General features: G+C 72.6%; 22 protein-coding genes. 9 read left to right on the plus strand and 13 right to left on the minus strand.

The genetic code is table 11. The annotated features are described in order from the left end of the window. Positions 1-3 precede the first annotated feature (3 nt). The gene (locus tag ACQPW6_RS14310; protein ID WP_433889994.1) at positions 4-1,380 is read right to left on the minus strand and encodes an MFS transporter; all 1,377 of its coding nucleotides are present in this window, start codon (positions 1,378-1,380) and stop codon (positions 4-6) included. A 71-nt stretch (positions 1,381-1,451) separates the two neighbouring features. On the opposite strand from ACQPW6_RS14310, the gene ACQPW6_RS14315 reads away from it, so the two are divergent. After that, on the plus strand, positions 1,452-2,504 hold the full coding sequence (locus ACQPW6_RS14315; RefSeq protein WP_433889995.1) for a GlxA family transcriptional regulator: 1,053 nt from the start codon (positions 1,452-1,454) through the stop codon (positions 2,502-2,504). A 70-nt stretch (positions 2,505-2,574) separates the two neighbouring features. Here ACQPW6_RS14315 and ACQPW6_RS14320 read toward each other — a convergent pair whose 3' ends face one another. The 3 genes from ACQPW6_RS14320 to mca form a co-directional block, all read right to left on the minus strand. Further along, positions 2,575-2,988 carry an ATP-binding protein gene (locus ACQPW6_RS14320; RefSeq protein ID WP_433889996.1) on the minus strand — a complete coding sequence of 138 codons (414 nt, stop codon included), beginning with the start codon at positions 2,986-2,988 and terminating at the stop codon, positions 2,575-2,577. Positions 2,989-3,339: 351 nt separating this feature from the next. After that, positions 3,340-3,855 carry an O-acetyl-ADP-ribose deacetylase gene (locus ACQPW6_RS14325; RefSeq protein WP_433889997.1) on the minus strand — a complete coding sequence of 172 codons (516 nt, stop codon included), beginning with the start codon at positions 3,853-3,855 and terminating at the stop codon, positions 3,340-3,342. A gap of 15 nt (positions 3,856-3,870) precedes the next feature. Beyond that, positions 3,871-4,749: a mycothiol conjugate amidase Mca gene (gene mca / locus ACQPW6_RS14330; RefSeq protein WP_433889998.1), complete on the minus strand. Its 879-nt coding sequence runs from the start codon at positions 4,747-4,749 to the stop codon at positions 3,871-3,873. Between the two features lie 73 nt (positions 4,750-4,822). Here mca and ACQPW6_RS14335 point away from each other — a divergent pair, with 73 nt between their 5' ends. Continuing rightward, positions 4,823-5,530, plus strand: coding sequence for a TetR/AcrR family transcriptional regulator (locus ACQPW6_RS14335; RefSeq protein ID WP_433889999.1), 708 nt, complete (start codon positions 4,823-4,825; stop codon positions 5,528-5,530). Positions 5,531-5,539: 9 nt separating this feature from the next. Here the strand turns inward: ACQPW6_RS14335 and ACQPW6_RS14340 are convergent, their stop codons facing one another. After that, a complete protein-coding gene (locus tag ACQPW6_RS14340; RefSeq protein ID WP_433894529.1) occupies positions 5,540-5,932 on the minus strand; it encodes an STAS domain-containing protein in 393 nt (130 codons plus the stop codon). A 347-nt stretch (positions 5,933-6,279) separates the two neighbouring features. Between ACQPW6_RS14340 and ACQPW6_RS14345 the strand changes: the two genes are divergently transcribed. Both ACQPW6_RS14345 and ACQPW6_RS14350 read left to right on the plus strand, forming a co-directional pair. Next, positions 6,280-6,864, plus strand: a complete 585-nt coding sequence (locus ACQPW6_RS14345) for a sigma-70 family RNA polymerase sigma factor (RefSeq protein ID WP_433890000.1) — start codon at positions 6,280-6,282, stop codon at positions 6,862-6,864. Then, positions 6,861-8,342: a maleylpyruvate isomerase N-terminal domain-containing protein gene (locus ACQPW6_RS14350; protein ID WP_433890001.1), complete on the plus strand. Its 1,482-nt coding sequence runs from the start codon at positions 6,861-6,863 to the stop codon at positions 8,340-8,342. Before ACQPW6_RS14345 ends, ACQPW6_RS14350 begins: the two co-directional genes overlap by 4 nt. 65 nt (positions 8,343-8,407) lie before the next feature. On the opposite strand, the gene purU is transcribed toward ACQPW6_RS14350, so the two are convergent. Continuing rightward, on the minus strand, positions 8,408-9,334 hold the full coding sequence (purU, locus tag ACQPW6_RS14355; RefSeq protein WP_433890002.1) for a formyltetrahydrofolate deformylase: 927 nt from the start codon (positions 9,332-9,334) through the stop codon (positions 8,408-8,410). A gap of 141 nt (positions 9,335-9,475) precedes the next feature. After that, positions 9,476-9,958 (minus strand): SCO4402 family protein, encoded by a 483-nt coding sequence (locus tag ACQPW6_RS14360; RefSeq protein WP_433890003.1) that lies wholly within the window; start codon positions 9,956-9,958, stop codon positions 9,476-9,478. Positions 9,959-10,208: 250 nt separating this feature from the next. Between ACQPW6_RS14360 and ACQPW6_RS14365 the strand changes: the two genes are divergently transcribed. Then, on the plus strand, positions 10,209-11,336 hold the full coding sequence (locus tag ACQPW6_RS14365) for an ABC transporter substrate-binding protein (protein WP_433890004.1): 1,128 nt from the start codon (positions 10,209-10,211) through the stop codon (positions 11,334-11,336). A gap of 106 nt (positions 11,337-11,442) precedes the next feature. Here ACQPW6_RS14365 and ACQPW6_RS14370 read toward each other — a convergent pair whose 3' ends face one another. Together ACQPW6_RS14370 and ACQPW6_RS14375 are read right to left on the minus strand one after the other, a co-directional pair. Then, the gene (locus tag ACQPW6_RS14370) at positions 11,443-13,017 is read right to left on the minus strand and encodes a hypothetical protein (RefSeq protein WP_433890005.1); all 1,575 of its coding nucleotides are present in this window, start codon (positions 13,015-13,017) and stop codon (positions 11,443-11,445) included. A 379-nt stretch (positions 13,018-13,396) separates the two neighbouring features. Continuing rightward, entirely contained in the window at positions 13,397-14,776 is a 1,380-nt protein-coding gene (locus tag ACQPW6_RS14375; RefSeq protein WP_433890006.1) for a transcriptional regulator, read from the minus strand. Between the two features lie 350 nt (positions 14,777-15,126). Between ACQPW6_RS14375 and ACQPW6_RS14380 the strand changes: the two genes are divergently transcribed. The 3 genes from ACQPW6_RS14380 (at position 15,127) to ACQPW6_RS14390 (ending at position 18,520) form a co-directional block, all read left to right on the plus strand. Continuing rightward, entirely contained in the window at positions 15,127-15,783 is a 657-nt protein-coding gene (locus ACQPW6_RS14380; RefSeq protein ID WP_433890007.1) for a bifunctional DNA primase/polymerase, read from the plus strand. Between the two features lie 242 nt (positions 15,784-16,025). Continuing rightward, entirely contained in the window at positions 16,026-16,859 is an 834-nt protein-coding gene (locus tag ACQPW6_RS14385; RefSeq protein WP_433890008.1) for an ABC transporter ATP-binding protein, read from the plus strand. After that, complete coding sequence (locus ACQPW6_RS14390) at positions 16,856-18,520, plus strand: transporter (RefSeq protein WP_433890009.1); 1,665 nt, start codon at positions 16,856-16,858, stop codon at positions 18,518-18,520. Before ACQPW6_RS14385 ends, ACQPW6_RS14390 begins: the two co-directional genes overlap by 4 nt. Before the next feature lie 76 nt (positions 18,521-18,596). Here the strand turns inward: ACQPW6_RS14390 and ACQPW6_RS14395 are convergent, their stop codons facing one another. Beyond that, complete coding sequence (locus ACQPW6_RS14395; RefSeq protein WP_433890010.1) at positions 18,597-19,847, minus strand: MFS transporter; 1,251 nt, start codon at positions 19,845-19,847, stop codon at positions 18,597-18,599. A 99-nt stretch (positions 19,848-19,946) separates the two neighbouring features. On the opposite strand from ACQPW6_RS14395, the gene ACQPW6_RS14400 reads away from it, so the two are divergent. After that, positions 19,947-20,525 carry a CGNR zinc finger domain-containing protein gene (locus ACQPW6_RS14400; RefSeq protein ID WP_433890011.1) on the plus strand — a complete coding sequence of 193 codons (579 nt, stop codon included), beginning with the start codon at positions 19,947-19,949 and terminating at the stop codon, positions 20,523-20,525. A gap of 361 nt (positions 20,526-20,886) precedes the next feature. Here ACQPW6_RS14400 and ACQPW6_RS14405 read toward each other — a convergent pair whose 3' ends face one another. The 3 genes from ACQPW6_RS14405 to ACQPW6_RS14415 all read right to left on the minus strand — a co-directional run bounded on the left by ACQPW6_RS14405 (position 20,887) and on the right by ACQPW6_RS14415 (position 24,923). Beyond that, complete coding sequence (locus ACQPW6_RS14405) at positions 20,887-23,844, minus strand: BTAD domain-containing putative transcriptional regulator (protein WP_433890012.1); 2,958 nt, start codon at positions 23,842-23,844, stop codon at positions 20,887-20,889. 159 nt (positions 23,845-24,003) lie between these two features. Then, positions 24,004-24,552 (minus strand): TadE/TadG family type IV pilus assembly protein, encoded by a 549-nt coding sequence (locus ACQPW6_RS14410; RefSeq protein WP_433890013.1) that lies wholly within the window; start codon positions 24,550-24,552, stop codon positions 24,004-24,006. Then, positions 24,552-24,923, minus strand: a complete 372-nt coding sequence (locus ACQPW6_RS14415; RefSeq protein ID WP_433894530.1) for a TadE/TadG family type IV pilus assembly protein — start codon at positions 24,921-24,923, stop codon at positions 24,552-24,554. Before ACQPW6_RS14415 ends, ACQPW6_RS14410 begins: the two co-directional genes overlap by 1 nt. Positions 24,924-24,993 lie beyond the last annotated feature (70 nt).

The following is a 24,993-nucleotide window of genomic DNA, read 5'->3' on the forward strand; positions in this document are numbered from 1 at the left end:
CGTTCAGAGCGCGGCAGGCAGTACGGCCGGGGCGGCGGGCGCGGCGGCCGAGCGGCCGCGGATGGCCAGCGACATCAGGGCGGCCAGCGCGCACAGTGCGCCCGAGCTGTACCAGACGACGTCGTAGGAGCCCAGCGCGTCCCGGGCGACGCCGCCGAGGAACGCCACCAGCGAGGCGCCTATCTGGTGAGAGGCCAGCACCCAGCCGAAGACGATCGCGCTGTCCTCGCCGTAGTGCTCGCGGCACAGGGCGATGGTCGGCGGCACCGTCGCCACCCAGTCGAGGCCGTAGAAGACGATGAACAGGACCATCGGCGGGTGCACGCTGTCGGCCAGCGTCATCGGCAGGAACATCAGCGACAGGCCGCGCAGCCCGTAGTAGATCGCCAGCAGCCGGCGCGGCGATATCCGGTCGGTGAACCAGCCGGAGGCCACCGTGCCCACGATGTCGAAGACCCCGATGACGGCCAGCAGCGACGCCGCCGCCGTGACCGGCATCCCGTGATCGTGCGCGGCGGGCACGAAGTGCGTCTTGACCAGGCCGTTGGTGGACGCGCCGCAGATCGCGAAGGTGCCGGCCAGCAGCCAGAACGTACCGGTACGTGACGCGTCGCGCAGCGCGCGCAGCACCCGCAGCCCGGTCCCGGTGACCGGTGGCGGCTTCGGGGTGAACTCGGTGGCGCCGTAGGCCGCCAGGCCCACATCCGCGGGGTGGTCGCGGAGCAGCAGCCAGACGAACGGGACGACGGCGAGCGCGGCGCCCGACACCAGCGCGGCGGCCGGCCGCCAGCCGTGGTGCTCGGTGATCCAGGACAGCAGCGGCAGGAACACCAGCTGGCCGGCCGCGCCGCCGGCGGTGAGTATCCCGGTGACCAGGCCGCGGCGGGCCACGAACCAGCGGTTGGTGACGGTGGCGGCGAAGGCCAGCGCCATCGAGCCGCTGCCGAGGCCGACCAGCACGCCCCAGCACAGCACGAGCTGCCAGCTCTCGGTCATCCTGACGGTCAGTCCGGCGCCCAGTGCGATGGTCAGCAGCGCGCAGGCGACCACCCGCCGGATGCCGAACCGGTCCATCAGACCGGCGGCGAACGGCGCGGTGAGCCCGTACAGCGCCAGGTTGACCGACACCGCGAAGCCGATCATGCCCCGCGACCAGCCGAACTCGGTGTGCAGCGGGTCGATCAGCAGCCCGGGCAGCGAGGCGAACGCCGCCGAGCCGATCAGCGTCACGAAGGTGACCAACGCGACCAGCCAGGCGCGGTGCACCCGCGGCCGGCGCGGGCGGCCGGCGGGAACGTCAGTCGGGGCGGAGGCGCCGGCCTCGGCCTCAGCGGGCGGAACGGCGGATCCTGCGGCGGCGGCTTGAGATGTCTGCGTCACGTGGATCAGTCTCTTGTGCCCGGCACCGGGCGACGAGTGGCCCGAAGGACATGATGTGCAAGGATCGGGCCATGGCCGTCTCCCCGCACTCCGCCACGCCAACTCCCGCACTGGACACACCCCCTTCCACGGTCTTCCGGCACCAGGACCGGCACCGGATCGCCGTCTTCGCCCTCGACGGCGTCATCCCCTTCGAACTCGGCATCCCGCTGCGGATCTTCGGCGGCGCCAGGCACCCCGACCACGACGGGAATCTCTACGAGCTCGTCACCTGCAGCCTGGCCCCCGGCCAGGTCCGTACCGACGCCGACTTCCCGATCGTCGTCACCCATGGCCCCGAGGCGCTGGCCGAGGCCGACACGGTGGTCGTCCCCGCCTCCTACGCCCTCGGCACCGTCTTCACCGACGGGGTGCTTCCCGCCCCGCTCGCGGCCGCCTTCGGCCGGATCCGGCCGGGCGCCCGGATCGTGTCGATCTGCACCGGCTCCTTCCTGCTGGCCGCCGCCGGACTGCTGGACGGCCGGCCCGCCACCACCCACTGGTCCGACGCCGACCACTTCCAACGGCTGTTCCCCAGCGTCAAGGTGAACGCCGATGTGCTCTACGTGGACGACGGCGACGTGCTGACCTCCGGCGGTGTCGCCGCCGGCATCGACCTCTGCCTGCACATCGTGCGCCGCGACTTCGGTACGGCGGTGGCCAACGCCGTCGCCCGCCGCACCCTGGTGCCGCCGCACCGCGACGGCGGCCAGACCCAGTACATCCGCCGACCGCTGCCCGAACCGCAGTTGTCAGGTACCGAGCGGGCCAGGGCCTGGGCCCTCGACCGGCTCGACCAGCCGCTGAACCTGCGGCAGCTCGCCGCCCGCGAATCCATGAGCGTCCGCACCTTCACCCGGCGGTTCCGGGAAGAGGTCGGGATGAGCCCCGGGCAGTGGCTGACCCAGCAACGGGTCGAGCACGCCCGCCACTTGCTGGAATCCACCGACCTGAGCGTCGATCAGGTCGCCCAGCAGTCCGGCTTCGGTACCGGCGCTTCGATGCGGCAGCATCTTCAGTCGGCGCTCGGGGTGTCACCGACGGCCTACCGCCGGACCTTCCACACCGCCGCCCACCGCACCTGAGCGGCCGGCGCCAGCCAGTCTCGCGGCGCGCGGCCAGAGAGGGAGCCGGGGCAGGAGGCCGAAGGCAGGGTCAGCGCAGGGCTACCGTGACCGACCGGTCGACCTCGCACCAGATCTGCTTGCCGGCACCCTCAGGCTGCCAGCCCCAGCGGTCCGCGAGGCCGTCCACCAACTCCAGGCCGCGGCCACCGGTCTCGTCTCGCTGTGCGTGCCGCGGGGCGGGCGGCGCCTCGCTGGTGTCGGCCACCTCGACCCGTACCGGGGCCGCGGGAGCGGCCGGGAAGAGCATCCGCAGCACCGCGGGACAACCGGTGTGCACCACCGCGTTGGTGACGAGCTCCGAGATCAGCAGGATCAGCGTCTCGGCAACCAGCTCGTCGGCCCCTATGCCGGAACCCACCAGCCGGGAACGCGCCCACCGACGGGCTCGGCCGACCTCTGCGGGATCGACCCCGACCTCCAGTTGCACCTGAAGCACCTGCACTGCTCACACCATCCGAACCGGCGGACACAACGCCTCGCGCCTGCCCGAGATCACCGTGCGTGATCTCGGCCTAACACAGCATGATTGACCTACAGTCACCCCAACAAGCGCTTCGGGCATATTCCAGCGCAACGGAGTAGCCATACCGCATACTGTGCCGCGCACCCGGCGGGAGCTCCGTCGCCAAGGCTCCGACCCCGCCCGGTCCAGCCGGGCGGCGCTTTCGGGGATCCCTGAACGTACGCGCACCCGATGGAGCGTACCCGAGCCGGAACCATGCACCACCGCCTGACAAGTTACGCATCGGACACAACTCCGCGCGGACGCTCCGTAATCAAACAGCGCTCGATCTCAGGACTCTGGCTGCTGAGCGGTGAAGGCCGCATACGCAGCGTCATCAAAGAGCACGAAGCGCACCTCGTCCACGGCGGTTGCCGACTCCCGCACAGTCCGGACGGCGATCCGCGCGCCATCGTCCATCGGCCACCCGTAGACCCCGGTGGAGATCGCGGGGAAGGCCACGCTGGTGGCGCCGAGTTCATCGGCGACGCGCAGCGATTCGCGGTAGCAGGAGGCAAGCAACTCGGAGCGGTCCTCCCCCGGCTGCCAGACCGGGCCGACCGTGTGGATCACCCAGCGGGCCGGCAGCCGGCCGGCGGTGGTCGCGACCGCCTGCCCGGTGGGCAGTCCGCGCCCGTACTTCGACGCCCGCAGTTCTCGGCAGGCGTCGAGGATGGCGGGGCCGCCCTTGCGGTGGATGGCGCCGTCGACGCCTCCACCGCCGAGGAGTGAGGAATTCGCGGCGTTGACGACGGCGTCGACGTGCTGCTCGGTGATGTCGCCCTGGGCGAAGGTGAGATGAACCATGGACTCATCCTGGCCTCATTCCCCGATGCCCGCGAAGAGGTTTGTCTCGGGCAGCCGAGCCGCGATCCGGCTGCGGGCCAGTACGTAGTCCTCGGTCGGCCACAGAGCGCGCTCAAGATCCCGGGGATGGGAGAAGAAGGGGTTGTCGGGGGCGGCCTGGGTGGCGTGGGCGCGGAAGGCGCGGTCACGGGTGGCGAAGTGCTCTGCGCAGTCGATCCGGGTGGTGGGGCTCAGGTCGGGAGCCCAGTCCGGCCAGTGGTCCAGGACCTCGCCCATACCGGATGGCACGCCCTGGCTGATCATGCCGCGGTGCAGGGTCGCGAACCACGCTCTCGAAAAGGCCACTTGGTAGTAGAGCTTGAGCGGCTGCCAGGCCGGGCCCGCCTGCGGGTAGCGGTCCGGATCGCCGGCCGCCTCGAATGCCTCGGTGGTGACCCGGTGGGTCTGGATGTGGTCGGGGTGCGGGTAGCCGCCGGACTCGTCGTAGGTGATGACGACCTGCGGCCGGACCTCTCTTATCGCCTGCACCAGCCGCTCCGCGGCGGCCGGTACCTCCTCCCTGGCGAAGCAGTCGGGCGGCAGCGGCTCCCCTTCCCCGGGCAGCCCGGAGTCGGTGAAGCCGAGGAAGCGGTGCCGCACTCCCAGCACGGCCGCGGCGGCGGCCATCTCCTGCTTTCGCAGCTCCGGGAGCCGGGCCCGGACCTCGGGGGTGTCCAAGAGGGGGTTGAGCACATCAACGCGCTCCCCACCGGTGCAGGTCACCACGGTGACCTCGACGCCGTGCGCGGCGTAGTGCGCGAGAGTGGCGGCGCCCTTGCTCGACTCGTCGTCGGGGTGGGCGTGGACGGACATCAGACGAAGGTTCGGACGGTCGACTTGCTCGTTTTTCTTCATGGACCTAACTTTAGGTCGGACCCACTCGATTGGTCAAGCACTTTTTTAGGTCCGACCAAGTAAAGTGGGAACCATGGCCCAGCTCCGCGAGTTCAAGAAGCAACAGACCCGGCAGACGATCGCCCACGCCGCCACCGATCTGTTCCTGCGCAACGGCTTCGAGGGCACGACGATCGCCGACGTCGCCGATGCCGCCGGAGTCTCGAAGATGACCGTCACCAATTACTTCCCGAGGAAGGAGGACCTGTTCTTCGACATGCATGAAGAGGTGATCACCGGCCCCGCCCGCGCCGTCGCCGCCCGTCCCGTCGGCGACTCCGCACTGGACGCGGTGCGCCGTGACTACCTCCAGGCCGTTCAGCGGCAGGACGCGCTGCTCGGCTGGACCCGGCCGGCCTTCACCCGGCTGATCGACCAGAGTCCGGTGCTGCGTGCCCGGCTCCGGGAGATGTTCGAGCACCAGGAGCAGGCGCTCTCCGTGGTACTCGCCGAGGCCACCGGCGAGCAGGCGGACTGCTTCGAGCCGCGGCACGCAGCCGCCCAGCTCAGCACGGTGCTCCGGCTGCTGTTCGGCGAGGCGCAGCGCCGGGTGCGGTCGGGGGACACGAAGGACGAGCTGTTCGCGGCGCTCGACCGGACCGCGGTCGCCGCGTTCGCCCGGCTGGAACCGTCACTGGCCGGATACGCGGTACGGCAGGTGCCGGCTGACCAGAAAGAACCCGGAGAACCCGGAGATTTCGAAGACGGGCCCGCAGCAGGGCCCGAGGAAGGAGAAAGATGAACGAATGAGTCAGGCGGAGAGCGGGCGAGCGGTGTCGTCCGTGGCCGCCGCCAGGTCGGGGTAGACCTCGAAGAGCCGGCGTACGCCCAGCGCAGCCAGTACCCGGTTGACATGCGTGCCGCCACCGTAGCCGTCGGTGGGGGTGTCGAGTTCGGTCGCGCCCTGCTCGGGGAGGACGATCCGCAGCCGTCCCGCGCAGGATCGCATCAGCCGGCGGGCGCCGATCAGGACTCCGACTCCGCTGGAGTCACAGAAGCGCACGTCAGCGAGGTCGAGTACCAGGCTGCGGCGGCCGTCGGCGACCGCGTCGTGCACCTTCTGCCGGACCGCGGGCGACGAGATGAGGTCCATCTCGCCCGCGACCGTCACCACCACCCAGCCTTCTCGCTCGGCCTGGGTCACCAGCACCGGTTCCCACCTCGCCTCGCCGTCGAGTTCAGCAATGTCATCTCTACGAGCCTATGCCCGTTCTCAGCCGTAACCCTGCAATGTTCCGGTCACACACACATAACAGAGAGCCAAAACCGATCACATGCGGCGCCAGGTTGGTGCAAAGGGGCGCACTCCTCCGCGGGCGGCCGGTAACGTCGGGAGAGCGCATTCGGACAAGGAGCACGCACTCCACTACGGTCGGTGTCCGGCCGGCCGGTCATCGGAGAGCGGACCGGCGGGGCGGAGCGACCGGCAGGACGACCAACGGGGCGACGGGTAAGGCGACGGGCAGAGGCGACAAGGCAGGGGGCCGGCGGATGACGACACCCGCACCACCGCGCTGGGACCGCAAGATGCAGCAGCGGTTGGCGCGTGGCGAGGAGGCCGCTCTCGGCGAGCTCTACGACCGGTACGCGTCGCTGGTGCACGGCCTGGCGCACCGGGTGCTGGATGACGACGAGGCCACCGACCAGGTCACCCGTGAGGTGTTCGGCTACGTCTGGGAGAACCCGGACGCGTACGAGCCGAAGCACGGTTCGCTGCGCGCCTGGCTGGCCGCGCTCACCCAACGGCACGCGGTGCACCGGCTGCGGCAGTACGAGAACCGGGGCCGGTCCAGTGCGGCCGAGGTGGAGGACCGGGTCCGGGAGGCCAACACCGCGGCCCGCGCGGACTTCATCGTCACCTCGATGCCGGAGCCGCTGCGGGTCGCGCTCCAGCTCGCCTACCGGGAGCGGCTCGACTACCGGACCGCGGCGGTCGATCTCGGGGTCAGCGAGGACGAGGCGCGGCGCCGGCTGCGGCTGGGACTGCAACTGCTGTCCACCGCGATGGATCCGGGCGCCGACGCGGGCGGCGCCGACCGGTCCCTGGATAGCCGCGGGCCGCGGGGGCTGCGATGAGCGGCCCGGCGTTCCGCAACGGCGAGGGCCACTCCGACGGCGAGGACAGCGGCGACCGGCCCCGGGTGCCGAGCCAGCGGGCACAGCCGGACGACGGCCCGACACCTGAGTTCCCGGCGCCGCCCCCGGCCGAGACCCAACCCGAGACCCCAGGACCCGGGACCGCCGCCGATACCCCGGCCGAACCCGCGGCCGAGGACGAGGACTTCCCCGGGAGCGAGCTCCCCCGCGATCCGCGGCTGCCGGCCCGGACCCGGGTCCTGGGGTCGTCGCAGCCGCGGCCGGTGCAGTTCGACCACGGCACGCTCAAGTCGCTGCTCGGCGCGTGGGCGCTGACGGTCTGCTCGACGGACGAGTCGCTGGCCGTCGAGGTGCACCTCACCGACTGCGCGACCTGCGCGGATGAGGCGCTGCGGCTTCGGGACGCGGTCGGGCTGCTGCACCAGGAGGAGTCGCTCGACCTGAATCCGCTGCTGCGGGCCCGGGTGCTCGAAGGGTGCCTCGGCCGCCGCCCGGCACGGATCCCGGTGCCGGAGTGGGCGAGCCCCTATGACGCGGAGGCCGCCCGGCTGGACGCGCTGCTGCGCGACCTCGGCGACGGGTACTGGAAGGAGCCGGTCGAACTGCGCTGGTACCAGGGCCGTTCGGTGAAGCGGGAGTTCACCGTCGGCCAGGTGATCGCCCACCTCACCGCGGTGGACGGCCTGCTGGGCCGGGCGCTCGGCCTGCCCGCCTCCGGTCTGGACACCGAGGGAGCCGCGGACGACGAGCCCGGGCAGCCGGCGACGGGCGCGCGGGCGTCGGGTCTGGTGCTGCCGCCCGGGACGGGTGACGTTCCGGACGACCTGCCGCTCGACCCGCAGGCGCGCACGTCGGCGCACTGGGCGACGCAGGGCGACCTGTCCGGCGAGCAGCTGCGTACGGCGTGGCGGGAGCAGAGCCACGCCCTGGTGCGTACGGTCTCCTTCGCCGACGGCGGGGTGGCCGACCTCGGTGTGGACTACGGCTCGTTCGCGCTGCCGATGCGGGACGCGTTCGTGGACCGGGCGTTCGAGTGCTGGATCCATGCCACCGACATCGCGGACGCGGTGGCCTACCCGTATGACCCGCCGGCCCCGCGGCATCTGGGGCTGATGGTCGATCTGGCGGCGCGGATGCTGCCCGAGGCGCTGGCCGGCCGCCGTCGGGCCGGGCTGACCGCCTGGCCGGCCCGGCTGGTGGCGGCGGGCGCGCCGGGCCGTTCGATGCGCCTTGAGGTGGAGGGGCACGGCGGCGGTGAGTGGTGGGTGTCGCTCGACTCGCCGGGAGCGGTGGCGTCGCCGGACGAGATGGTCGCGCATGTGGCGATGGACAGCATGGAGTTCTGCCAGCTCGCGGCCGGGCATCTGGAGCCGGACGACGTCGCGGCCGGTCAGGAGGGCGACCGGGATGTCGTACGCGATGTGCTGTTCGCGGCGGCGTCCATGTCCCGGCTCTGACCGGATCCGGCTCCCGGCAGCGAGGCCGAAGACCGGCCACACGGACCAGGCCGTGGGGCCGGGTGTCAGGCGAAGACGACCGTCCGGCGGCCGTTGAGCAGCACCCGGTGCTCGCTGTGCCACTTCACCGCGCGGGCCAGCGCCTGGCACTCCACGTCGCGGCCGATGGCGACCAGCTGGGCCGGCGTGACCTGGTGCCCGACCCGTTCGACCTCCTGCTCGATGATCGGCCCCTCGTCCAGTGCGGCCGTCACATAGTGCGCGGTGGCGCCGATCAGCTTGACGCCCCGGTCGTGCGCCTGGTGGTACGGCTTGGCGCCCTTGAAGCTCGGCAGGAACGAGTGGTGGATGTTGATGATCCGGCCGGGCAGCTTGTTGCACAGGTCGTCGGAGATCACCTGCATATAGCGGGCGAGCACCACCAGTTCCACGCCCTCCTTCTCCACCAGGGTCAGCAGTTCGGCCTCGGCGGCCGCCTTGGTGTCCCGGGTGACGGGGATGTGGTGGAAGGGCACCCCGTAGGAGCCGACCAGCTCGCGGAAGTCGGTGTGGTTGGAGACCACGGCGGCGATCTCCACCGGCAGCGCGCCGATGCTCGCGCGAAACAGCAGGTCGTTGAGGCAGTGCCCGAACTTGCTGACCATGAGGATGATCCGCATGCGCTCCTGCGACGGGTGGATCCGCCAGTCCATGTGGTAGGCGCTGCCCACCGCTGCGAAGCTCGCGCGCAGCCGCTCGGCGGTGACGACGTTCTCGGCGGAGAAGTGCACCCGCATGAAGAACAGGCCCGTGTCGTTGTCGCCGAACTGCTGGCTGTCCACGATGTTGCAGCCGGTCATGAAGAGGTAGCTGGAGACCGCGTGCACGATGCCCTGCTTGTCCGGGCAGGACAGGGTGAGGACGTACTCCGGGTCCGCGCCGCCTCCCTCGGGGGCGGTGTCGGGGACGACGGCGTAGTCAGGGGTGTCGGCCTGCGGCGGCTGTTCGGTCACGGCGCCAGCCTCGCACACCGGCCCGCCGTCCGGCGCGGCGTTCCGCCCTCCGGAACGCCGGCCCCCGCACGACGGCGCCCGGCACGTACAGGAGGGCCCGCCGCCACGCACAGAGGTGCCCGCCCCGCGCAGAAGCGCCCGTCACACCGTCCGGTTGTAGATCGCCAGCACTTCCAGCGAGCGCGGCGGCGTGTCGGGGTCGTCCCCGTCGGCGCCGGCCAGCCGGATGTGCGCCTCGCGCGCCGCGCGTACCGCCTCCGGCCACGCGTGGTGCTCCAGGTAGGCACTGGCCGGGGCGTCGGCGCCGACCTGGTGCAGGATCTTCAGCACCCGCAGCACCGCGACGTCGACCAGCGCGGCCTCCTGCGAGTCGCGGAAGATCGTGCCGACGTACTTCTCCGCCGACCAGTTGTCCAGCCAGGTGTCCTCCACCAGGCGGTACACGGCGTCGGTGACGTCGCCGTATCCCTCGCGGCCGGTCTGCCAGACCTCGCGCTGGAACTCCGGGTCGCTGATCATGTGCAGCGCGGAGCGCACATTGCTGCGCCAGCGCCACCACGGCATGTCGTTGAGGGGCATACCCCCCATCGTGGAGGAGGGGCGCCCGCGGCGGGAAGACTTCATAGAACCTTGCACAAGCCGAGATCGTACGTGGCGTCACATTGGCGCCCGTAATTCACCCGAACGTGGCCTTTCGTTTGGGCAAGGCAACCCGCGCGTTGGGCGTGGACCGGAATCTTCCAGCTACATGACGGAACGGCGCACACGGAAGTCCATACGAGCGGCGGCCCCTCTGCTCGCCGCAGCTGCGCTGCTCGGTGCCTGCGGAGTGGTCCCCGGGGTCTCGGGGGGCTCCGAGGGCCCGATCGTCGTGATGACCTGGGCTCCGGAGGACACCAAGGCCACCAACATGCCGGGGATGCTGGCCATGGCGCAGGTCTTCCAGAAGTACGTCAACGACCAGGGCGGGCTGAACGGGCGCAAGCTGAGGGTCCTCACCTGCAACGAGGGCAACCTGCCTGCCGCCCTCGCCGGCTGCGAGCAGCGGGCGGAGAAGGCCAAAGCGGTCGCCGTCGTCGGTTCGTACAGCGAGCAGGGGTCGATCTTCGTGGCGGAGCTGACGGCGGCCGGCATCCCGTACATCGGCGGCTACGGGATCACCCAGAACGAGTTCCAGAGTCCCATGTCCTACCCGATCAACGGCGGACTGCCCGCGCTGCTGGCAGGAAGTGGCCGCCAGCTGGCGGACGTGTGCAAGAAGGTGACACTGGTCCGGCCGGACACGATCACCGGCGACCAGTTCCCGATCTTCCTCGACCAGGGCCTGGCGGCCGGCCGGCGTGCACCGGCGCGGGACATCCCGACGGCCGACGACGTGTCGGACTACACCGACCCGGCCGCCCGGTCGGTCGGCGACAACAAGCCCACCAGCTGCGTGTCCGCGGTGCTCGGCGACCACACCAGTACGTTCTTCGACGCGCTGCGCAGGACCGGCGACAACAAGCCGAAGGTCCGGGTGTCCTCGGTGCTCGGCAGCGTCCAGCAGTCGTTGGTCGACTCCACCGGCGGCGCCGCCAGCCCGCTGGAGGGCGCGTACGTCACCGGCTGGTACCCGGCGACCGCCGACCCGAAGTGGAACCCGATGAAGGCCGCCATCACCAAGTACGCCTTCGGCGACAACCGGATCGAGGCCTCCGACCCCGGGGTGCAGACCACCTGGATCGCGTACGACGTCTTCGCCAAGGTCGTCCGCGCCATGGACCACGGCACGAAGGTGAACGCCGCCGGCGTACGGCTGGCGATGGACCGCACCACCGGCCTGAGCACCGGCGGCCTCACGCCCACCCTCGGCTGGTCGCTGGACGACACGCTCAACGTCCCGAGCCAGCCCAGGATGGTGAACTCCTCGATCACCTACCAGGTGGTCAAGGACGGCACGCTGGTGCAGGCCAGGCCCGGCTTCGTCAACGTGGCGGCGACCCTGCGGGACACCAAGAACTGACCGGGGCCGCGGCCCGCGCCGACCAGCCTCGCCCGGGGGCCCGCGTCAGCCGGCCGAACCCGCCCGCGCGGCCCCGCCGGCCCGGGCCGGCCCCGCCGCCGTACCGCTAGAGCTGGCTGTACTCCCGCTTGGTCAGGCCGTACTTGGTGGCGATGCTGTTCCACAGCTTGACCGCCTTCTTCTTCTCCGACGTGGCGGTGCCACTGGAGTTGTTCGCGGCCTGCGACTGGGTGGTGTTGCGCGCGTGGCCGCCCTTGCACACCTTGCCGTGCGCGGCCGCGGCCTGGTCGGCCCAGCTCGCGTAGTGGCCGTCGGCGGCGGCGGACGCCTGCCATGCCTTGGTGAGCGCGTCGGTGAGGGCCGCGTGGTTGGGCAGCCGGTCCACCGACAGCGTGCCGAGCTGGGTGACCAGGCCGGTGCGCTGAGTCGCGGCGGACCGCAGGGCGGTGGCCGCCGCGCCGAGGTTCTTGCAGTTCTTGATCGACTCGACCGCGCCGACCACCGCGCTGCGGCTGGCGCCGCTGGTGTTGAGCAGCGAGTCGAGCGCCTGCGCCTGCTGCTTGGTCGCGTTGTCGACGGCCGGGGCGCTGCTTCCGGTGGACGCCGACGCGCTCGGCTTGGTGGAGGCCGCGGCGGAGGTGGTCTTGTCGGCCACGTTGCCGCTGCCGCCGGAGCCGCCGCCGCTGTTCATCAGCGCGCCGACGATCAGGCCGGCCACCGCGAGACCGGCCACCGTGATGCCGATGATCACACCGGGTGACATCCGGCGCCGGCCGCCGCCCCGGGAGCCGCCGTCGTCGTAGCCGTCGTAGCCGGGCTCGTACGGCTGCTGCTGCTCGTACTGCTGCTGGCCGAACTGCGGCTGCCCGTACGGCGCCCCGCCCTGCTGGTTCTGGCTCGGCGGCTGGATGATGCGCTGCCGCAGCGGTTCGGGGCCGGGTACGTCGTTGCGGAAGAGGTGGTCGTAGTCGCTGTCGTTCTGCGGCGCGGGCTGCGGTCCCTGCTGCTCGTAGCCCTGCTCGTAGCCCTGGCCCGGACCGGGGCCCTGCCCCTGGCCTTGCTGGTCGTAGCCCTGCTGCTGGTAGCCGCCCTGGCCGCCGTACGACTGCTGCTGCCCGTACGAGCCCTCGTCGTACGAGCCCTGGCCGTACTGCTGCTGCCCGTACGGCTGCTGCTGCGGCTCCTGCCGGCCCTGCTGCTCGTAGGGGTCGTAGCCGCCCTGGTAGCCGGCCTGCTGCTGCGGCTCGTCGTCGTGGAAGATCGACAGCGGCAGCGCCTGGGTGGCCTCGGCGGGCGGCGGTTCGGGGATCATCCGGCGGCCCTCGTCGTGGGCGGCCTGCGGGGGCAGCGGCGGCTGCTGCGGCGGCGGGGGTATCGGCCCGGGGCCGGCCATCGGCGCGCGGCCGCCCGGGGCGTCGCCCGGGTACGGCGGCAGCATCTGGGTGGCGTCGGCGATCGGGACGGGCGGCGGCGGCAGTTCGCCCGGGTACGGGGGCAGCATCTGCGTCGCGTCCGCGGGTTCCGGCTGCTGCGGCGGGGCCTGCCCCGGGCTCGGGCTGCCCCAGGGGGCGCCGCCGGCCGGCTGGACGTGCTCGCCGTAGGCCGGGGGCTGCTGCTCGGCGGGGAGAACGACGCCCCGGTACGGTTCGGGTGTTTCCTCGCCGCGTCCGTTGCTGTGCATCGCCGCTAACTCCCGCCTCTACCCTGTCGTGGACGTCTGCACACGCTACCGGGTGAACTCAGGCCGCCGACACTTACCCGAACGAGTGAGCGCCTCGCCGCCTGCCCCCGGTGCGCGCCGGACGGCCGGCCGGGCGCCCGCCGCCGGGCCTGCTCAGCGCTTTGCCGGGCCGCCGACCTGGGGCGCCGGTCAGATAACGATTCGGTACTGGCGCCAACCGGAACACCCGGCAATGCCTCGGCTACCCCGGCGTGTGACCTCGCACTCCTCCCCCGCCGGGCGCACCGCGCTCGTACCGCCGTCCCTTATGCGGCTTTCGGGAACTCCGGCACGCCAGTACCGTCACGCGGCTCCTGCGGCAGCGTCACCCCGCCTCCGCTCACGCGGCCTCCTGCTCCTCCAACCGGGCGCCGAACTCCCGCACCACGGGCTCCGCGGCGAACGGTTCGAGCCGCTGCCGGAAGTCCTCCAGGTATTCGGCGCCGCGGTTGGAGCGCAGCCCGGAGAGCAGGGTGACGGCCTGTATGCCGGTGTGGCAGGCGAGTTCGAGCTCGCGCTGCTGTACGTGCGCGTCGGCGAGCAGCAGCAGGTCGATCGCGCGCCGCCGGGAACGGGACTCCGGGTGCGCGGCGAGCGCCTCCTCCGCGCGGCGTACGGCGGGCGCGGCCTGGCCCAGGTCGCGGTGGCAGTGCGCCAGTTCGTCGGCGAGGTAGGCGTGGTCGAAGTGCGCGATCCACGGCGGGTCCTCCTCCGGCCGCGAGCGCTCCATGGCGTCAACCGCCAGCCCCGCCACGGTGGTGAAGGTGCGGGCGTCGCCGAGCAGCGCGTGGCCGCGGGCCTCGGCGGCGTAGAACATCGCCTCCGCGGTGGCGGTGACCTGGCCGCGGGCGCCTTCCTGCGCGGCGCGGGCGAGTTGGGCGATCTCCCGCGGATTGCCGAGCGCGGCGGCCAGGTGGCTCATGCTCGCGGCGAGGATGTAGCCGCCGTAGCCGCGGTCGCCGGCCGCCTGAGCCAGCCGCAGCGCCTGGATGTAGTAGCGCTGGGCCAGGCCGGGTTGGCCGGTGTCCACGGCCATGTATCCGGCGAGTTCGGTCAACCGGGCGACGACGCCGAACAGTTCGCGGCCGACCGCCTCGCGGTAGGTGCCGGCCAGCAGCCCGGAGACGACGCTGTTGAGGTAGTGCACCACCACCGGCCTGACGTGGCCGCTGCCGAAGCGGTGGTCGAGTTCGGTGAGCGCCTGGGTGGTGGCCTTGACCGCCTCGACGTCCGCCATGCCCACCCTGGCCCCGCCGTTGCGGGCGACGCCCTGGTCGGGACGGGTGATCAGCCAGTCGCGGCTGGGCTCGACCAGCGCGGAGGCGGCCACCGTGGAGCCGGTGAGGAAGTCGCGGCGGCCGACGTCGCTGCGCCACAGCTCGCAGACCTGCTCGATCGCGCCGAGCACGGTGGGCGCGAAGTGCAGGCCGATGCCGGTGGCCAGGTTCTTGCCGTTGGCCATCCCGATCTCGTCGATGGACACCGCGCGGCCGAGCTTGCGGCCGAGCGCCTCGGCGATGATGCCGGGGGCGCGTCCGCGCGGCTGCTGGCCACGCAGCCAGCGGGCCACCGACGTCTTGTCGTAGCGCAGGTCGAGGCTGTGTTCCGCCCCGCACATGTTGACCCTGCGGGCCAGCCCCGCGTTGGAGCAGCCGGCCTCCTGGATCAGCGCCTGGAGCCGTTCGTTCGGCTGCCGCGCCACGAGTGGTCGTGCGGCCATCAGTTCCCCCTCGTACGGCTCTGTGTGCGGAAGACTTCCCACCCTGCGGGCGAAAGATGCGGTGCGATCCGGTGGATTCGGGTGTCATACGGTGCGATGTGGTGTGATGCCATGTTTTTTCGATGAATCGGCGTACGACTGGACTCTGACCGGACGGTGGCCGGACAAGGGCCGTCCGCCGTGCGGCAGATGGGGTCTGCCGCCGTGCGGACCCTGAGTGCCTACCCGGATCCGGTGCCCGCTGCCCGTGCGCGCCCCCAGGCGTGCACCAGTGCGCCCGTCATGAGCCGCGGACGCACCACCTCGGCTCCGCCCCGTAACCCCCGCAGGTGAGCGAAGTTGTGCAGCGCGTGGAAGACACCATCGGAGCGCCGGGCCGGCTCACCGGCGAACTGCTCGACTCTGCGGTCCGCTACGCGCAGGAGCGGCACTGGGACGTGCTGCCGGGTGCCTGGCTGGAGACCGACGCGGCCGGCGTACGGCGCTGCTCGTGCGGGTCGGCCGCCTGCCCGGCCCCCGGCGCCCACCCGACCAGGCCCGACTGGTCCTCGCAGGCCGGCGGCAGCGGCCCGGCGGCCCGCCGGATGTGGCAACGGCAGCCGCTGGCCTCGGTGTTGCTGCCGACCGGGCGGGCGTTCGACGCGATCGACGTGCCGGAGGGCGCGGGGTGCCTGGCGCTGGCCCGGATGGAGCGGATGGACCTGCCGCTCGGCCCGGTGATCGGCACGCCCGCCCGCCGGATGATCTTCTTCGTGCTGCCCGGCGCCACCGCCAAGGTGCCCGAACTGCTGGCCAGGCTTGGCCTGACGGCCTCGGCGCTCGACCTGGTGGTACGCGGCGAGGGCGACTGGGTGGTCGCGCCGCCGACCCGGGTGGGCGCGGGCGGCTCGGCGCAGTGGGCCAGGGAGCCCACGGCCCTGAACCGCTGGCTGCCGGACGTGGAGGAGCTGGTGAGCCCGCTGGCGTACGCGTGCGGGCGGGACGCGGTGGCGGCGCGGGGGCGCTGAGCGAGTGCGCTGAGCCCGGGTTCCGGGCCGGGGTTCCGGGCCGGAGTTCTGAGCCCGGGTTCTGAGCCGGGGTTCTGGGCCGGGGTTCTTAGCCGGGGTTCTGAGCCGGGCAGGCTCAAGGCTCGCTCAGATCGATCGTCACTGTCCGTGGTCCCGTCTAGGGTTGTTGTACGTACGAAGGTGCGTACGGGCGCCCCCTGACCGGTGGCGCTCACCGGCACGAACGGGGAGAGGTGCCACGGATGGAAGGGCAGCGGGAGACGGCGGGCGGCGGATACACGGCCGGGCAGGCCGCCGGCGGCGGGGACGAGCCCGCGGTGGTGGTGCGCGGGCTGTGGAAGCGGTTCGGCGAGCAGGTGGCCGTCGCGGGGATCAGCCTGGAACTGCCGGCCGGGCGGTTCATCGGCCTGGTCGGGCCCAACGGGGCGGGCAAGACCACGACGCTGTCGATGATCACCGGCCTGCTGCGCCCCGACGACGGCGGCGTGCGGATCGTGGGCCGGGACGTGTGGTCGGACCCGGTCGGGGTGAAGTCCAGGATCGGCGTGCTCCCCGAGGGCCTGCGGCTCTTCGAGCGGCTCTCGGGCCGCGAACTGCTCGGATACACCGGCCGGTTGCGCGGCCTGCCCGGTGACGAGGTCGACAAGCGGGCCGGCCAGCTGCTGGACGTGCTCGACCTGGCCGGATCGCAGCACAAGCTGGTGGTCGACTACTCCACCGGCATGCGCAAGAAGATCGGTCTCGCCGCGGCCCTGCTGCACAACCCCGAAGTGCTGTTCCTCGACGAGCCGTTCGAGGGCGTCGACCCGGTGTCCGCGCAGGTCATCCGGGGCGTGCTGGAGCGCTACACGGAGTCGGGCGGCACGGTCGTGTTCTCCTCGCATGTGATGGAGCTGGTGGAGAGCCTGTGCGACTGGGTCGCGGTGATGGCGGCCGGCCGGATCGTGGCCCGCGGCCCGCTCGCCGAGGTCCGCGGCGAGGCGCCCACCCTCCAGGACGCGTTCCTGTCCCTGGTCGGCGCGGAGCGGCGGGAGGGCCAGGACGACCTGGACTGGCTGAGCGGCGGCAGGCGATGAGCGCGGCCCCGGCGGTCTTCACCGATCCCCCGGCGCCCGCGCCCCGATCCGGCCGGCCGGCGTCCATCACCCCGGTCTTCGTCCGGCTGAAGCTGTCGCTGCTGCGCAACGGGCTGCGGCAGTCGCGCGGCCGTACGGTCGGCTGGTCGATCGGCGTCGCTTTCGCGATGCTCTACGCGCTCGGCAACGGCGCCGCGATGATCGCGCTGCGTGACAACGACTACGCGCCGGCCGCCGCCATCACCGTGGCCGTGGTGCTCGGCGTGGGGTGGACGGTGATGCCGCTGTTCTTCTTCGGCGGCGACGACACCCTCGACCCGACCCGGCTGTCGATGCTGCCGCTGCGCCCGCGCCCGCTGGTCACCGCGCTCATCGTGTCCTCGCTGATAGGCGTCGGGCCGCTGTTCACGCTGCTGGTGGCGACCGGCACGGTGATCGCGGTGGCGCACGGCGTGGCGGCGGCCGTCGTCGCGGTGCTCGCGGTGGCACTGACGCTGCTGCTGTGCGTGGCGCTGTCGCGGGCGGTGGCCGCGGCCAACACCCGGCTGCTCACCAGCCGCAAGGGGCGCGATCTGGCGGTGCTCAGCGGGGTGTTCATCGCCGTCGGCGCGCAGCTGATCAACCTCGGGGCCAACTCGCTGTCGTCCGACGACGGCCTGCACCGGGCGTCCTCCACGGCCGACGTGCTGCGCTGGATCCCGCCGGCCACCGCGGTCGACGCGGTGCGCTCCACCGGGCGCGGGGCGTACGGGCTGGCCGCCGTTCAGTTGGCGGTCACCGTGCTGGCGCTCGGGCTGGTACTGCGCTGGTGGTACCTGAGCCTGTTCAAGCTGATGGTGTCGCCGGACGCGTCCACCCTCCAGGGGGAGCCGGAGCGTACGGCGGGCGCGAGCCGGACGCGGTCGCTGTCCGTGCTGCTGCCCACCCGCCTGGTGGCCGGCCGCACCCGGCCGGTGATGGAACGCCAACTGCGCTACATGTGGCGCGATCCGCGGGCCAAGGCGTCGCTGGTCACCGGGCTCGCGGTGGGGCTGCTGCTGCCGCTGGTCGCGGTGGTCCAGCACGGCACGGTGTACCAGTGCCTGTGGGCGGCGGGGCTGCTCGGCATGCAGATGTACAACCAGTTCGGCATGGACGGCTCGTCGTTCTGGACGGTCGCGGCCACCATCGGCACCCGGCGGGACGCGGGCCTGGAGCTGCGCGGCCGGGCCCTCACGCTGGCGCTGATCGCGGTGCCCTACGTCACGGTGGTGACGGCGGGCGCGGCGGTACTGCTCGGCAGGGTGGAGGCGCTGCCCGAGACGTTGGGCCTGGCGTTCGCCTTCCTGGGCTCGCTGATCGCCACGGGGGCGTACGCGAGCGTGCGGTATCCGTACGCGGTGCCCGGCGACAACAACCCGTTCGCGAACGGGGCGCCCGGGCAGGGCGGTCTGGTCGCGCTCAACCTCTTCGGCGGGACGGCGAGCGGGGCGGGGCTCTGCCTCCCGGTGCTGGTGCCGGTGATCGTGCTTCACGTGACGGGTCATCACGGGCTGCTGTGGCTCGCACTTCCGGTAGGCGCGTTGTATGGCATAGCCATGGCAGCGGCATCCCTCCACTTCACCGCTCCCCGCCTCCTCGACCGGCTCCCCGAGATCCTGGCGGTCTCCTCCAAGGGCTGAAACAGCAGAGACTGCCCCTTCGGGCCGGTGGCCACCCGCGCCACCGCCGTGGCGGAGCGCGCGGTTCCCCGCGCCCCTAACGGGGCACGTGCTCGCGTCGCGCGAGGTCAGGGGTGGGCGGGGTGGACGCTGGGGGGCGGTCGGTGAGCCAGGCCGCGAGGGCTGCCAGGGGGAGGGCGGCGCCCAGGAGGGTCGTCGGGGTCCAGCCGCCGGCGTGGTAGGCGTAGGAACCGGCCTGCGATCCGATCGCGCCACCGACGAAGAACGTGGCCATGTAGGCGCTGTTGAGCCGCGCCCTCGCTCCCCCGTCGAGCCGGTACACGACGTGCTGGCCGAGGATCAACGTCGTCTGCACCGCCATGTCGAGGAGCACCGCCGCCCCGCCCAGCGCGAGCACACTGTGCCGCCCGAACCCGGCGAGCGCGAAAGCCCCCGCCGCCACCGCGAAGGCCACCGCGGTCATCGGCCGCACCAGGCCGCGGTCCGCCCACCGTCCGGCCAGTGGCGCCACCAGCGCGCCGCCCGCGCCGGCCAGCGCGAACAGCCCGACCTGCCACTGCCGGTAGTTGAACGGGTCACTCGTCAGCAGGAAGGAGACGGTCGTCCAGAACACGCTGAACGCCCCGAACATCGCCGCCTGGTAGAGCGCCCGGCGCCGCAGCGCCGGGAACCGCTTCATCAACCGCGCGGTCGACCGCAGCAGTTGCCCGTACGACAGCGCGGCCGCCGCCTTCCCGGGAGCCCGCCGGGGCAGTTGGGAGCGGAGCACCACGGTCAGGACGGCCATCAGCACGGCGGAGGTCAGGTAGACCACCCGCCAGCTGGTCGCGTCCGCCAGCATGCTGCCGAACGTGCGGGACAGCAGGATGCCGGTGAGCAGCCCGCTCATCACCTGGCCGACGACCCGGCCGCGGCTCTCGTCCGGCGCGAGGTCGGCGGCGAAGGGGACGAGTATCTGGGTGACGACCAGGGTCGTGCCGGCGATCAGCGAGGCGATCAGCAGCACCGGGAAGTCCGGCGCTAGGCCGGCCAGTACGACGGCGCCGGTGGTGAGGCAGAGCAGCAGGGTGGCCAGCCGGCGCTTCTCGACCATGTCGCCGAGCGGCACGATCAGCAGCAGGCCGAGCGCGTAGCCGAGTTGGGTGACGGTGACCAGGCTGCCGGCGGTGACGGCGTCGATGCCGAAGGTCTTACGCAGTTCGCTGAGCAGCGGCTGCGCGTAGTAGAGGTTGGCGACGGTCAGCCCGCAGGAGACGGCGAGCAGGACGATCAGGCGGCGCGGCGGGCCGGTGGTGGCAGGGGCGTTGGCGGGCAGCGGCGGCGGCACAGGGCACCTCACGGCGAGTGGGACGCGGACGAGCGGGAACCGGTTAGACCGGTTCGGCGACCGTACCAGTTAAACCGGTTCCGGTAGTACGCTGTCCGGATGACAGACACCACTACGGTCTGCTTCCGCGAAGGCGCGGGGCGGCTGTGCCTGGACTTCCTGCGGACGCTTCGGTACCGCGGAACGCCGGACGCCACAGAGGAGTTGGCCCGGCCGGCCGACCTGGCGGCGTGGGTGCGGCAGTGCGGGCCCTGCGGGGGCGCTTCCGGTGTGGTGGACGAGGAGCGGGTGCGGGAGGGGCGGGCGCTGCGGGAGGCGGTGTACGAGCTCGTCACCGCGGCGGGTGGCCCTGGCGGACCGGGCGCGGCGAGTTCGGGCGCGCGGTCGCGGGTGAACCGGGCCGCCGGGGAGGCGATGCCGGTGCCGCGGCTCAGCCCGGCGGGGGAACTCCGTTGGTACGCGGAGGATCCCGTGCGGGCCACTCTCGCGGTGGTCGCGCGGGACGCGCTTGATCTCGCGACCAGTGCCGAACTCCTCGCTCGGTTGCGGCCGTGCGCGGCCGCGTCGTGCGGGGCGCTGTTCCTTGATCAGTCCCGGCCGGGGACGCGGCGGTGGTGCTCGATGGATGTGTGCGGGAACCGTGCGAAGAAGTCGGCGCTGCGGGCCCGAGATCACTGACCTCCGGTCGGGTCAGCCGGGCCTCGGCACCCCGCCGCACCACCCGCGAACCGTTCCCGGCTCTCCCGCCGCGGTGGCTGGTGGCGCAGTTCCCCGCGCCCCTTAAAAGCCGAGGCTCACCTCAAGCACCCAACCCGCGCCCCTTAAAAGCCGAGGCTCACCTCAAGCACCCAACCCGCGCCCCTTAAAAGCCGAGGCTCACCTCAAGCGCCCAACCCGCGTCCCTTACGCGGCCCGCTGCAAGGCGCCCCGTAAGGGGCGCGGGGAACTGCGCGATCAGCCCACCACCGGCCCGCGGCCGGGGGCGGTCGCAGCAGGTCCCGGGCCCGTTCCGGGCTTGTCCCCGTAGGGGGGCGCGGGGCTACGCGACGCTGTCGCGCCAGGTGGGGAGGAGTTCGTCGAGGAGGGCTTCTACTCGTGGGGGGAGGCCGCGGGCCGGGCCGTTCAGGGTGGCGGCGCGGGTGATCAGGGACTGGGCCGCGGCCTCTACGCGGGCCGGGTCGGCGGTGGCGTGGGTGGCGCGGAGGAGGGCGAGCCAGAGGCGTTCGTCGTTCGGGGAGACCGCGAGCGCCGTGTCGATCGCGGCCACTGCCGCCTTCGGCTTATCCGCGTCGAGGTGGAGGCCGGCGAGGGCCAGGGCGATCTCCGCGACGAGCACCGGGTGCTGCGCGTCCACTATCTCGTGGGACAGCCAGCCGTAGCGGCCGGGCGCCCGGTCCTCCAGGAGCCGGCCGCGGGCCAGGGACAGCGCGTCGGTGAGCAGCCGGCGGCGGGCCGCCGGGTCGCCCGCGGCGACGCCCTGGCCGGCCTCGTGGTGCAGCGTCTGGAGCACGTCCCAGTCGCACACCACGGACGTGGAGAGCACGATCCGCCCGGTGCCGTCGAACGTCAGCCTCGGGGTGCCGTCGGCGTCGGTGCCGAGCCATTCGCGCAGCCGGTCCACCATCGCGTCCCTGACGTCCTCGGTGACTCCGCGCGGCCACAGCGCGGACGCCAGCACCCGCGGGTGCACGCCCTCGCGGTGCAGCAGCAGCAACGCCAGTGCCTCGTTGAGCAGTTGGCGGCGGTCCTCGGGCGGCGGCTCGACGCCGATGAGTTCGAACCCGCCGAGCAGCCTGGCGTAGATGCCGGGGCGGCCCTGGTCGCTGAGGTCGACCAGGAACGGCGGTGCGTCCGGGCCGGGTTCGGGGCCGTCGCCGCCGGCCTCGGCGAACAGCCGCAGCACGGCCGCGTACTGGGCGGCCGGCAGCTGCTGCGCCTCCAGGTCGAGCCCGAGCAGCGGCGCCAGCAGCCGTCCCTCCGCGGTGATCTGCAACTGCCAGGCCGCGCCCGGCAGTTCGGCCTGGTCGGTGGCGACCAGGTAGCCGATGCCCAACCGGCCGGCGTCCGCGGCGAGTTCGGCGAGCCGTTCGGCCTGCTCCTCGGTGGGCTCGGTGGCCAGCAGTACCAGGTGCGGCGCCCACTGGGTGTGCTGGGCGGTGCCGGTCCGGCCGGTGAGCACGCTGTCCTGGCCCGCGTTGCGCAGCGCGCCCGCCCGCTGCGCGGTCTCGGCGGACATGATCTCGATGACCTCGGGCAGGTCGGCCAGGTGCCGCACCCGGGCCGGCGCCAGCGCCGTCAGGTCCTCGGCGAAGCCCACCAGGGTCACCGTCATCCGGTCCGACCAGCCGTTGGTGGCGAGTTCCGCGGCGACGGCGGCGAGCACCGCCTCGCGGTCGGCGGCGGCGCCGGTCAGCGACACTATGCCGGGCACCGCTTCGAGGTTGAGCAGCAGCCGGGCGCCGTCGAGCGTGCCGAGCGCGACGAGGCCGGGGTACGGGGCCGCGGCGGTCATGTCGGCGTCCTCGACCAGGTCACCGCGCTCCAGGCGCCAGAAGGTCTCGTCCTGGCCGATCGTCCACGGTGTCGGCGGCCGGCCCTCGGGCCAGGCCAGTTGGAGGTGCAGCGAGTCCGAGGTGAGCCAGGCGGCGTAGACGGTGGGCAGTTGGCGGCCCTCCGCGTCCAGCCGCGCGGACAGCGTCCGCAGCGCCCGGTCGAGGAAGGACACGGTGTCGGGGTCGGCGCCGATCCGCAGCGCGTCGGCGACGTCGGCCTGCGGCCCGGTGGGGGTCCGCGGGGTGCGCAGCACGCCGGCGGTGACCGACTGCCACAGCGCGGTACGACGCCGGCGGCCGAGCGCGGCCAGCAGGCCGGCGGCCAGCAGCGGCGCCCCGATCAGCGCCTCGGACAGGTCGAAGCCGTGCGAGGACGAGGACGACTGCGCGGTGGCGTGCTCGGCCGCCGCCCCTGTGCTGGTGCCGGTGTCGTGGGCGGGAGTCGCGTGGCCGCCGCCGGAGCCGCCGCCCGAAAGGTCGGCGGAGGACTGCTCGGCGGCCGGCTGCGGCGCCGCGTGCGCGCCTTCTTTCGCGGTGTCCTTGGCGCCGCCGTGCTCGGCGTAGTGCTGGATGTCGGGCGCGGTGTGCGGTGCGGCCACCGGCATCTCGACGAGGTCGCCGCCGTGCGCGTCGGCGGGCATCTCCATCACCCAGCCGGGCCTGATCAGACTGGCCTGCGAGAGCTTCGAACCGTCCGGCTGCACCCGGTCCTTGTTGAGCTGGTAGATCTCGTGGTACCTGCGGCCGTCGCCGAGATGCCGCTGCGCTATCTCCCACAGCGAGTCGTGGTGCCGGCCCTCGGGCGGGTTGATCCGGTAGAACTTGGTGCCCTGCTGCGCCGACTGCCCGGCGCCCTGCGCCGCCGCGCCGCCCTGCTGCCCCTGCGCGCTCGGCTGGGCCACGGCGGTGCTGGACGCGCGCGCGTTGTGCTGGCCCGGGGTCTGCTGGGCGGAGGCCGCGACGCCGGGACGGGCCTGGCTCTCCACGCTCTGGTGCTGGCCGAGTTGGGAGAGCCCCGGCACCAGCCCCGCGGTGCTGACGCCGAGCAGCAGCAGCGCGGCCACCAACTGCCGGGCCAGCAGCTGGCTGCCGCCGGAGGCGGGCACCCGGTGCGGCATGCCGACGCCGGAGACCGCGGCCTTCGTCTCGACGAGCACGCACGCGGTGAACTGCGCCCAGGCCACCCACACCACCACGGCAAGGGTGTTGATGAACGTCTCGGAGGTGATCGGCTGCCGCAGCACGTCGGAGTTGAAGTGGTGCGGGAACGGCGAGCCGATGAAGTACAGCAGCGAACCGGGCACGCCGACCACCAGCACCGCGAGCAGCACGAACGCGCCCAGCGCGCGTACCACGTCGCCGAACGTCCGGCGCCTGCGCGGCGGACGCCCCGCCGGGCCGGCCTGCTGCGCGCGGTTGCCCCCCGCGGCGGTCGTGCGTGCCATGGCTGCTTCCCTGCTTCCTCTGTGCCGTCGTGCCGTCGTGTCGTCGTGCCGTCGTGCCGTCGTGTCGTCGTCGGCTGCCTCTCGCGTGCCCGGTGCGGGCCTGCCCTACGTTGATACCAACGGGGGCGGGCGGCGGTCACCCCCGTTACGCCCCGGCGGCTATCCGGGGTCGGTCACCGACTCGGCCGATGCCTTCCCCTTGGCCGTGAGGTCCTTCTTGTAGAAGAACCCGGTCAGGATCGGCTTGTACGTCAACTCGACCGTCACCTCGACGCGGTCGGCGGCCATGCCGGTGCAGGTCGCCACGATGTCCGCGGCGTTGATGCCGAGCAGTCCGACGTACTGGTCGACGCGGGCCGGGCAGTCCTGGTAGTTGATCTCCGGCGCGGTGCCGGGCAGCGCGGTGCGCAGCTGATCGGTGTTGATGTCCTCAGCCGCGTATCTGGCCGCCTGCTCGGCGATGTCGGCGGCCCGCTCGCGCTGCGAGATGGACATGCCGCCGTCCACCACGAAGCCGGCCAGCGTCATGAAGACGAGCGCGAAGATCAGTACGGCGGCGGCGCCGGAGCCCCGGTCGTCCCGCAGCCGGTCACGCAGCCCGCGCAGCACGTTCGCCCGCGCCGCTTTCGACCGCGCCGCTATCGCCCGCGCCGCTATCGCCCGCGCCGCTTTCGACCGCGTCCCGTTCCACCTCGTAGGCGTCCGCATCAGCCCGCCCGCTTGTAGGGGTCGATCGGCGAGACGCCGGTGGAGGTCATCTGCTTGTCGATCTTCAGCCCGAGGTCGCCGAGGCCGCGGATCTTGCAGGTGACCTGGACGCTGAACAGGCCGCCGGGCGCGAACCCGGCGCTGGTCTTCGTCACCTGCAACGTGCCGCTCACGCACGTGTCGTCGAGGTCGGCGGTGGCCGCGGCCCGCGCCTCGTCCATCGCCGGACCCTCGTCGTGCTGGATCGACCCGGCGCGGGCGGCGTCCCTGGCGGCGCTGTCCACCGACCCGCGACCGTCCACGAGTTGGCCGAAGGCGACCAGGATCAGGATGAACAGGATCATCACCGGCGCGAGGATCACCACCTCGATGGTGGAGACACCGCGGTCGGTACGCCGACCGGTCCACGCGTCGGCGCGCCGTCCGGTACGGGCACGGGTA

The sequence above is a fragment of the Streptomyces sp. CA-111067 genome (assembly GCF_050956065.1).
Classification (GTDB): Bacteria; Actinomycetota; Actinomycetes; order Streptomycetales; family Streptomycetaceae; genus Actinacidiphila.

What these genes read in the sequence shown, in the direction of transcription:
- ACQPW6_RS14370 (WP_433890005.1), bottom strand. Translation starts at nt 13,017, where the DNA reads ATGCACAGCAACGGACGCGGCGAGGAAACACCCGAACCGTACCGGGGC.
- mca (WP_433889998.1), bottom strand. Translation starts at nt 4,749, where the DNA reads ATGAAGAAAAACGAGCAAGTCGACCGTCCGAACCTTCGTCTGATGTCC.
- ACQPW6_RS14405 (WP_433890012.1), bottom strand. Translation starts at nt 23,844, where the DNA reads ATGGCACGCACGACCGCCGCGGGGGGCAACCGCGCGCAGCAGGCCGGC.
- ACQPW6_RS14390 (WP_433890009.1), top strand. Translation starts at nt 16,856, where the DNA reads ATGAGCGCGGCCCCGGCGGTCTTCACCGATCCCCCGGCGCCCGCGCCC.
- ACQPW6_RS14360 (WP_433890003.1), bottom strand. Translation starts at nt 9,958, where the DNA reads ATGAAGTCTTCCCGCCGCGGGCGCCCCTCCTCCACGATGGGGGGTATG.
- ACQPW6_RS14365 (WP_433890004.1), top strand. Translation starts at nt 10,209, where the DNA reads ATGACCTGGGCTCCGGAGGACACCAAGGCCACCAACATGCCGGGGATG.
- ACQPW6_RS14335 (WP_433889999.1), top strand. Translation starts at nt 4,823, where the DNA reads ATGGCCCAGCTCCGCGAGTTCAAGAAGCAACAGACCCGGCAGACGATC.
- ACQPW6_RS14385 (WP_433890008.1), top strand. Translation starts at nt 16,026, where the DNA reads ATGGAAGGGCAGCGGGAGACGGCGGGCGGCGGATACACGGCCGGGCAG.
- ACQPW6_RS14375 (WP_433890006.1), bottom strand. Translation starts at nt 14,776, where the DNA reads ATGGCCGCACGACCACTCGTGGCGCGGCAGCCGAACGAACGGCTCCAG.
- ACQPW6_RS14325 (WP_433889997.1), bottom strand. Translation starts at nt 3,855, where the DNA reads ATGGTTCATCTCACCTTCGCCCAGGGCGACATCACCGAGCAGCACGTC.
- ACQPW6_RS14350 (WP_433890001.1), top strand. Translation starts at nt 6,861, where the DNA reads ATGAGCGGCCCGGCGTTCCGCAACGGCGAGGGCCACTCCGACGGCGAG.
- ACQPW6_RS14345 (WP_433890000.1), top strand. Translation starts at nt 6,280, where the DNA reads ATGACGACACCCGCACCACCGCGCTGGGACCGCAAGATGCAGCAGCGG.
- ACQPW6_RS14400 (WP_433890011.1), top strand. Translation starts at nt 19,947, where the DNA reads ATGACAGACACCACTACGGTCTGCTTCCGCGAAGGCGCGGGGCGGCTG.
- ACQPW6_RS14315 (WP_433889995.1), top strand. Translation starts at nt 1,452, where the DNA reads ATGGCCGTCTCCCCGCACTCCGCCACGCCAACTCCCGCACTGGACACA.
- ACQPW6_RS14410 (WP_433890013.1), bottom strand. Translation starts at nt 24,552, where the DNA reads ATGCGGACGCCTACGAGGTGGAACGGGACGCGGTCGAAAGCGGCGCGG.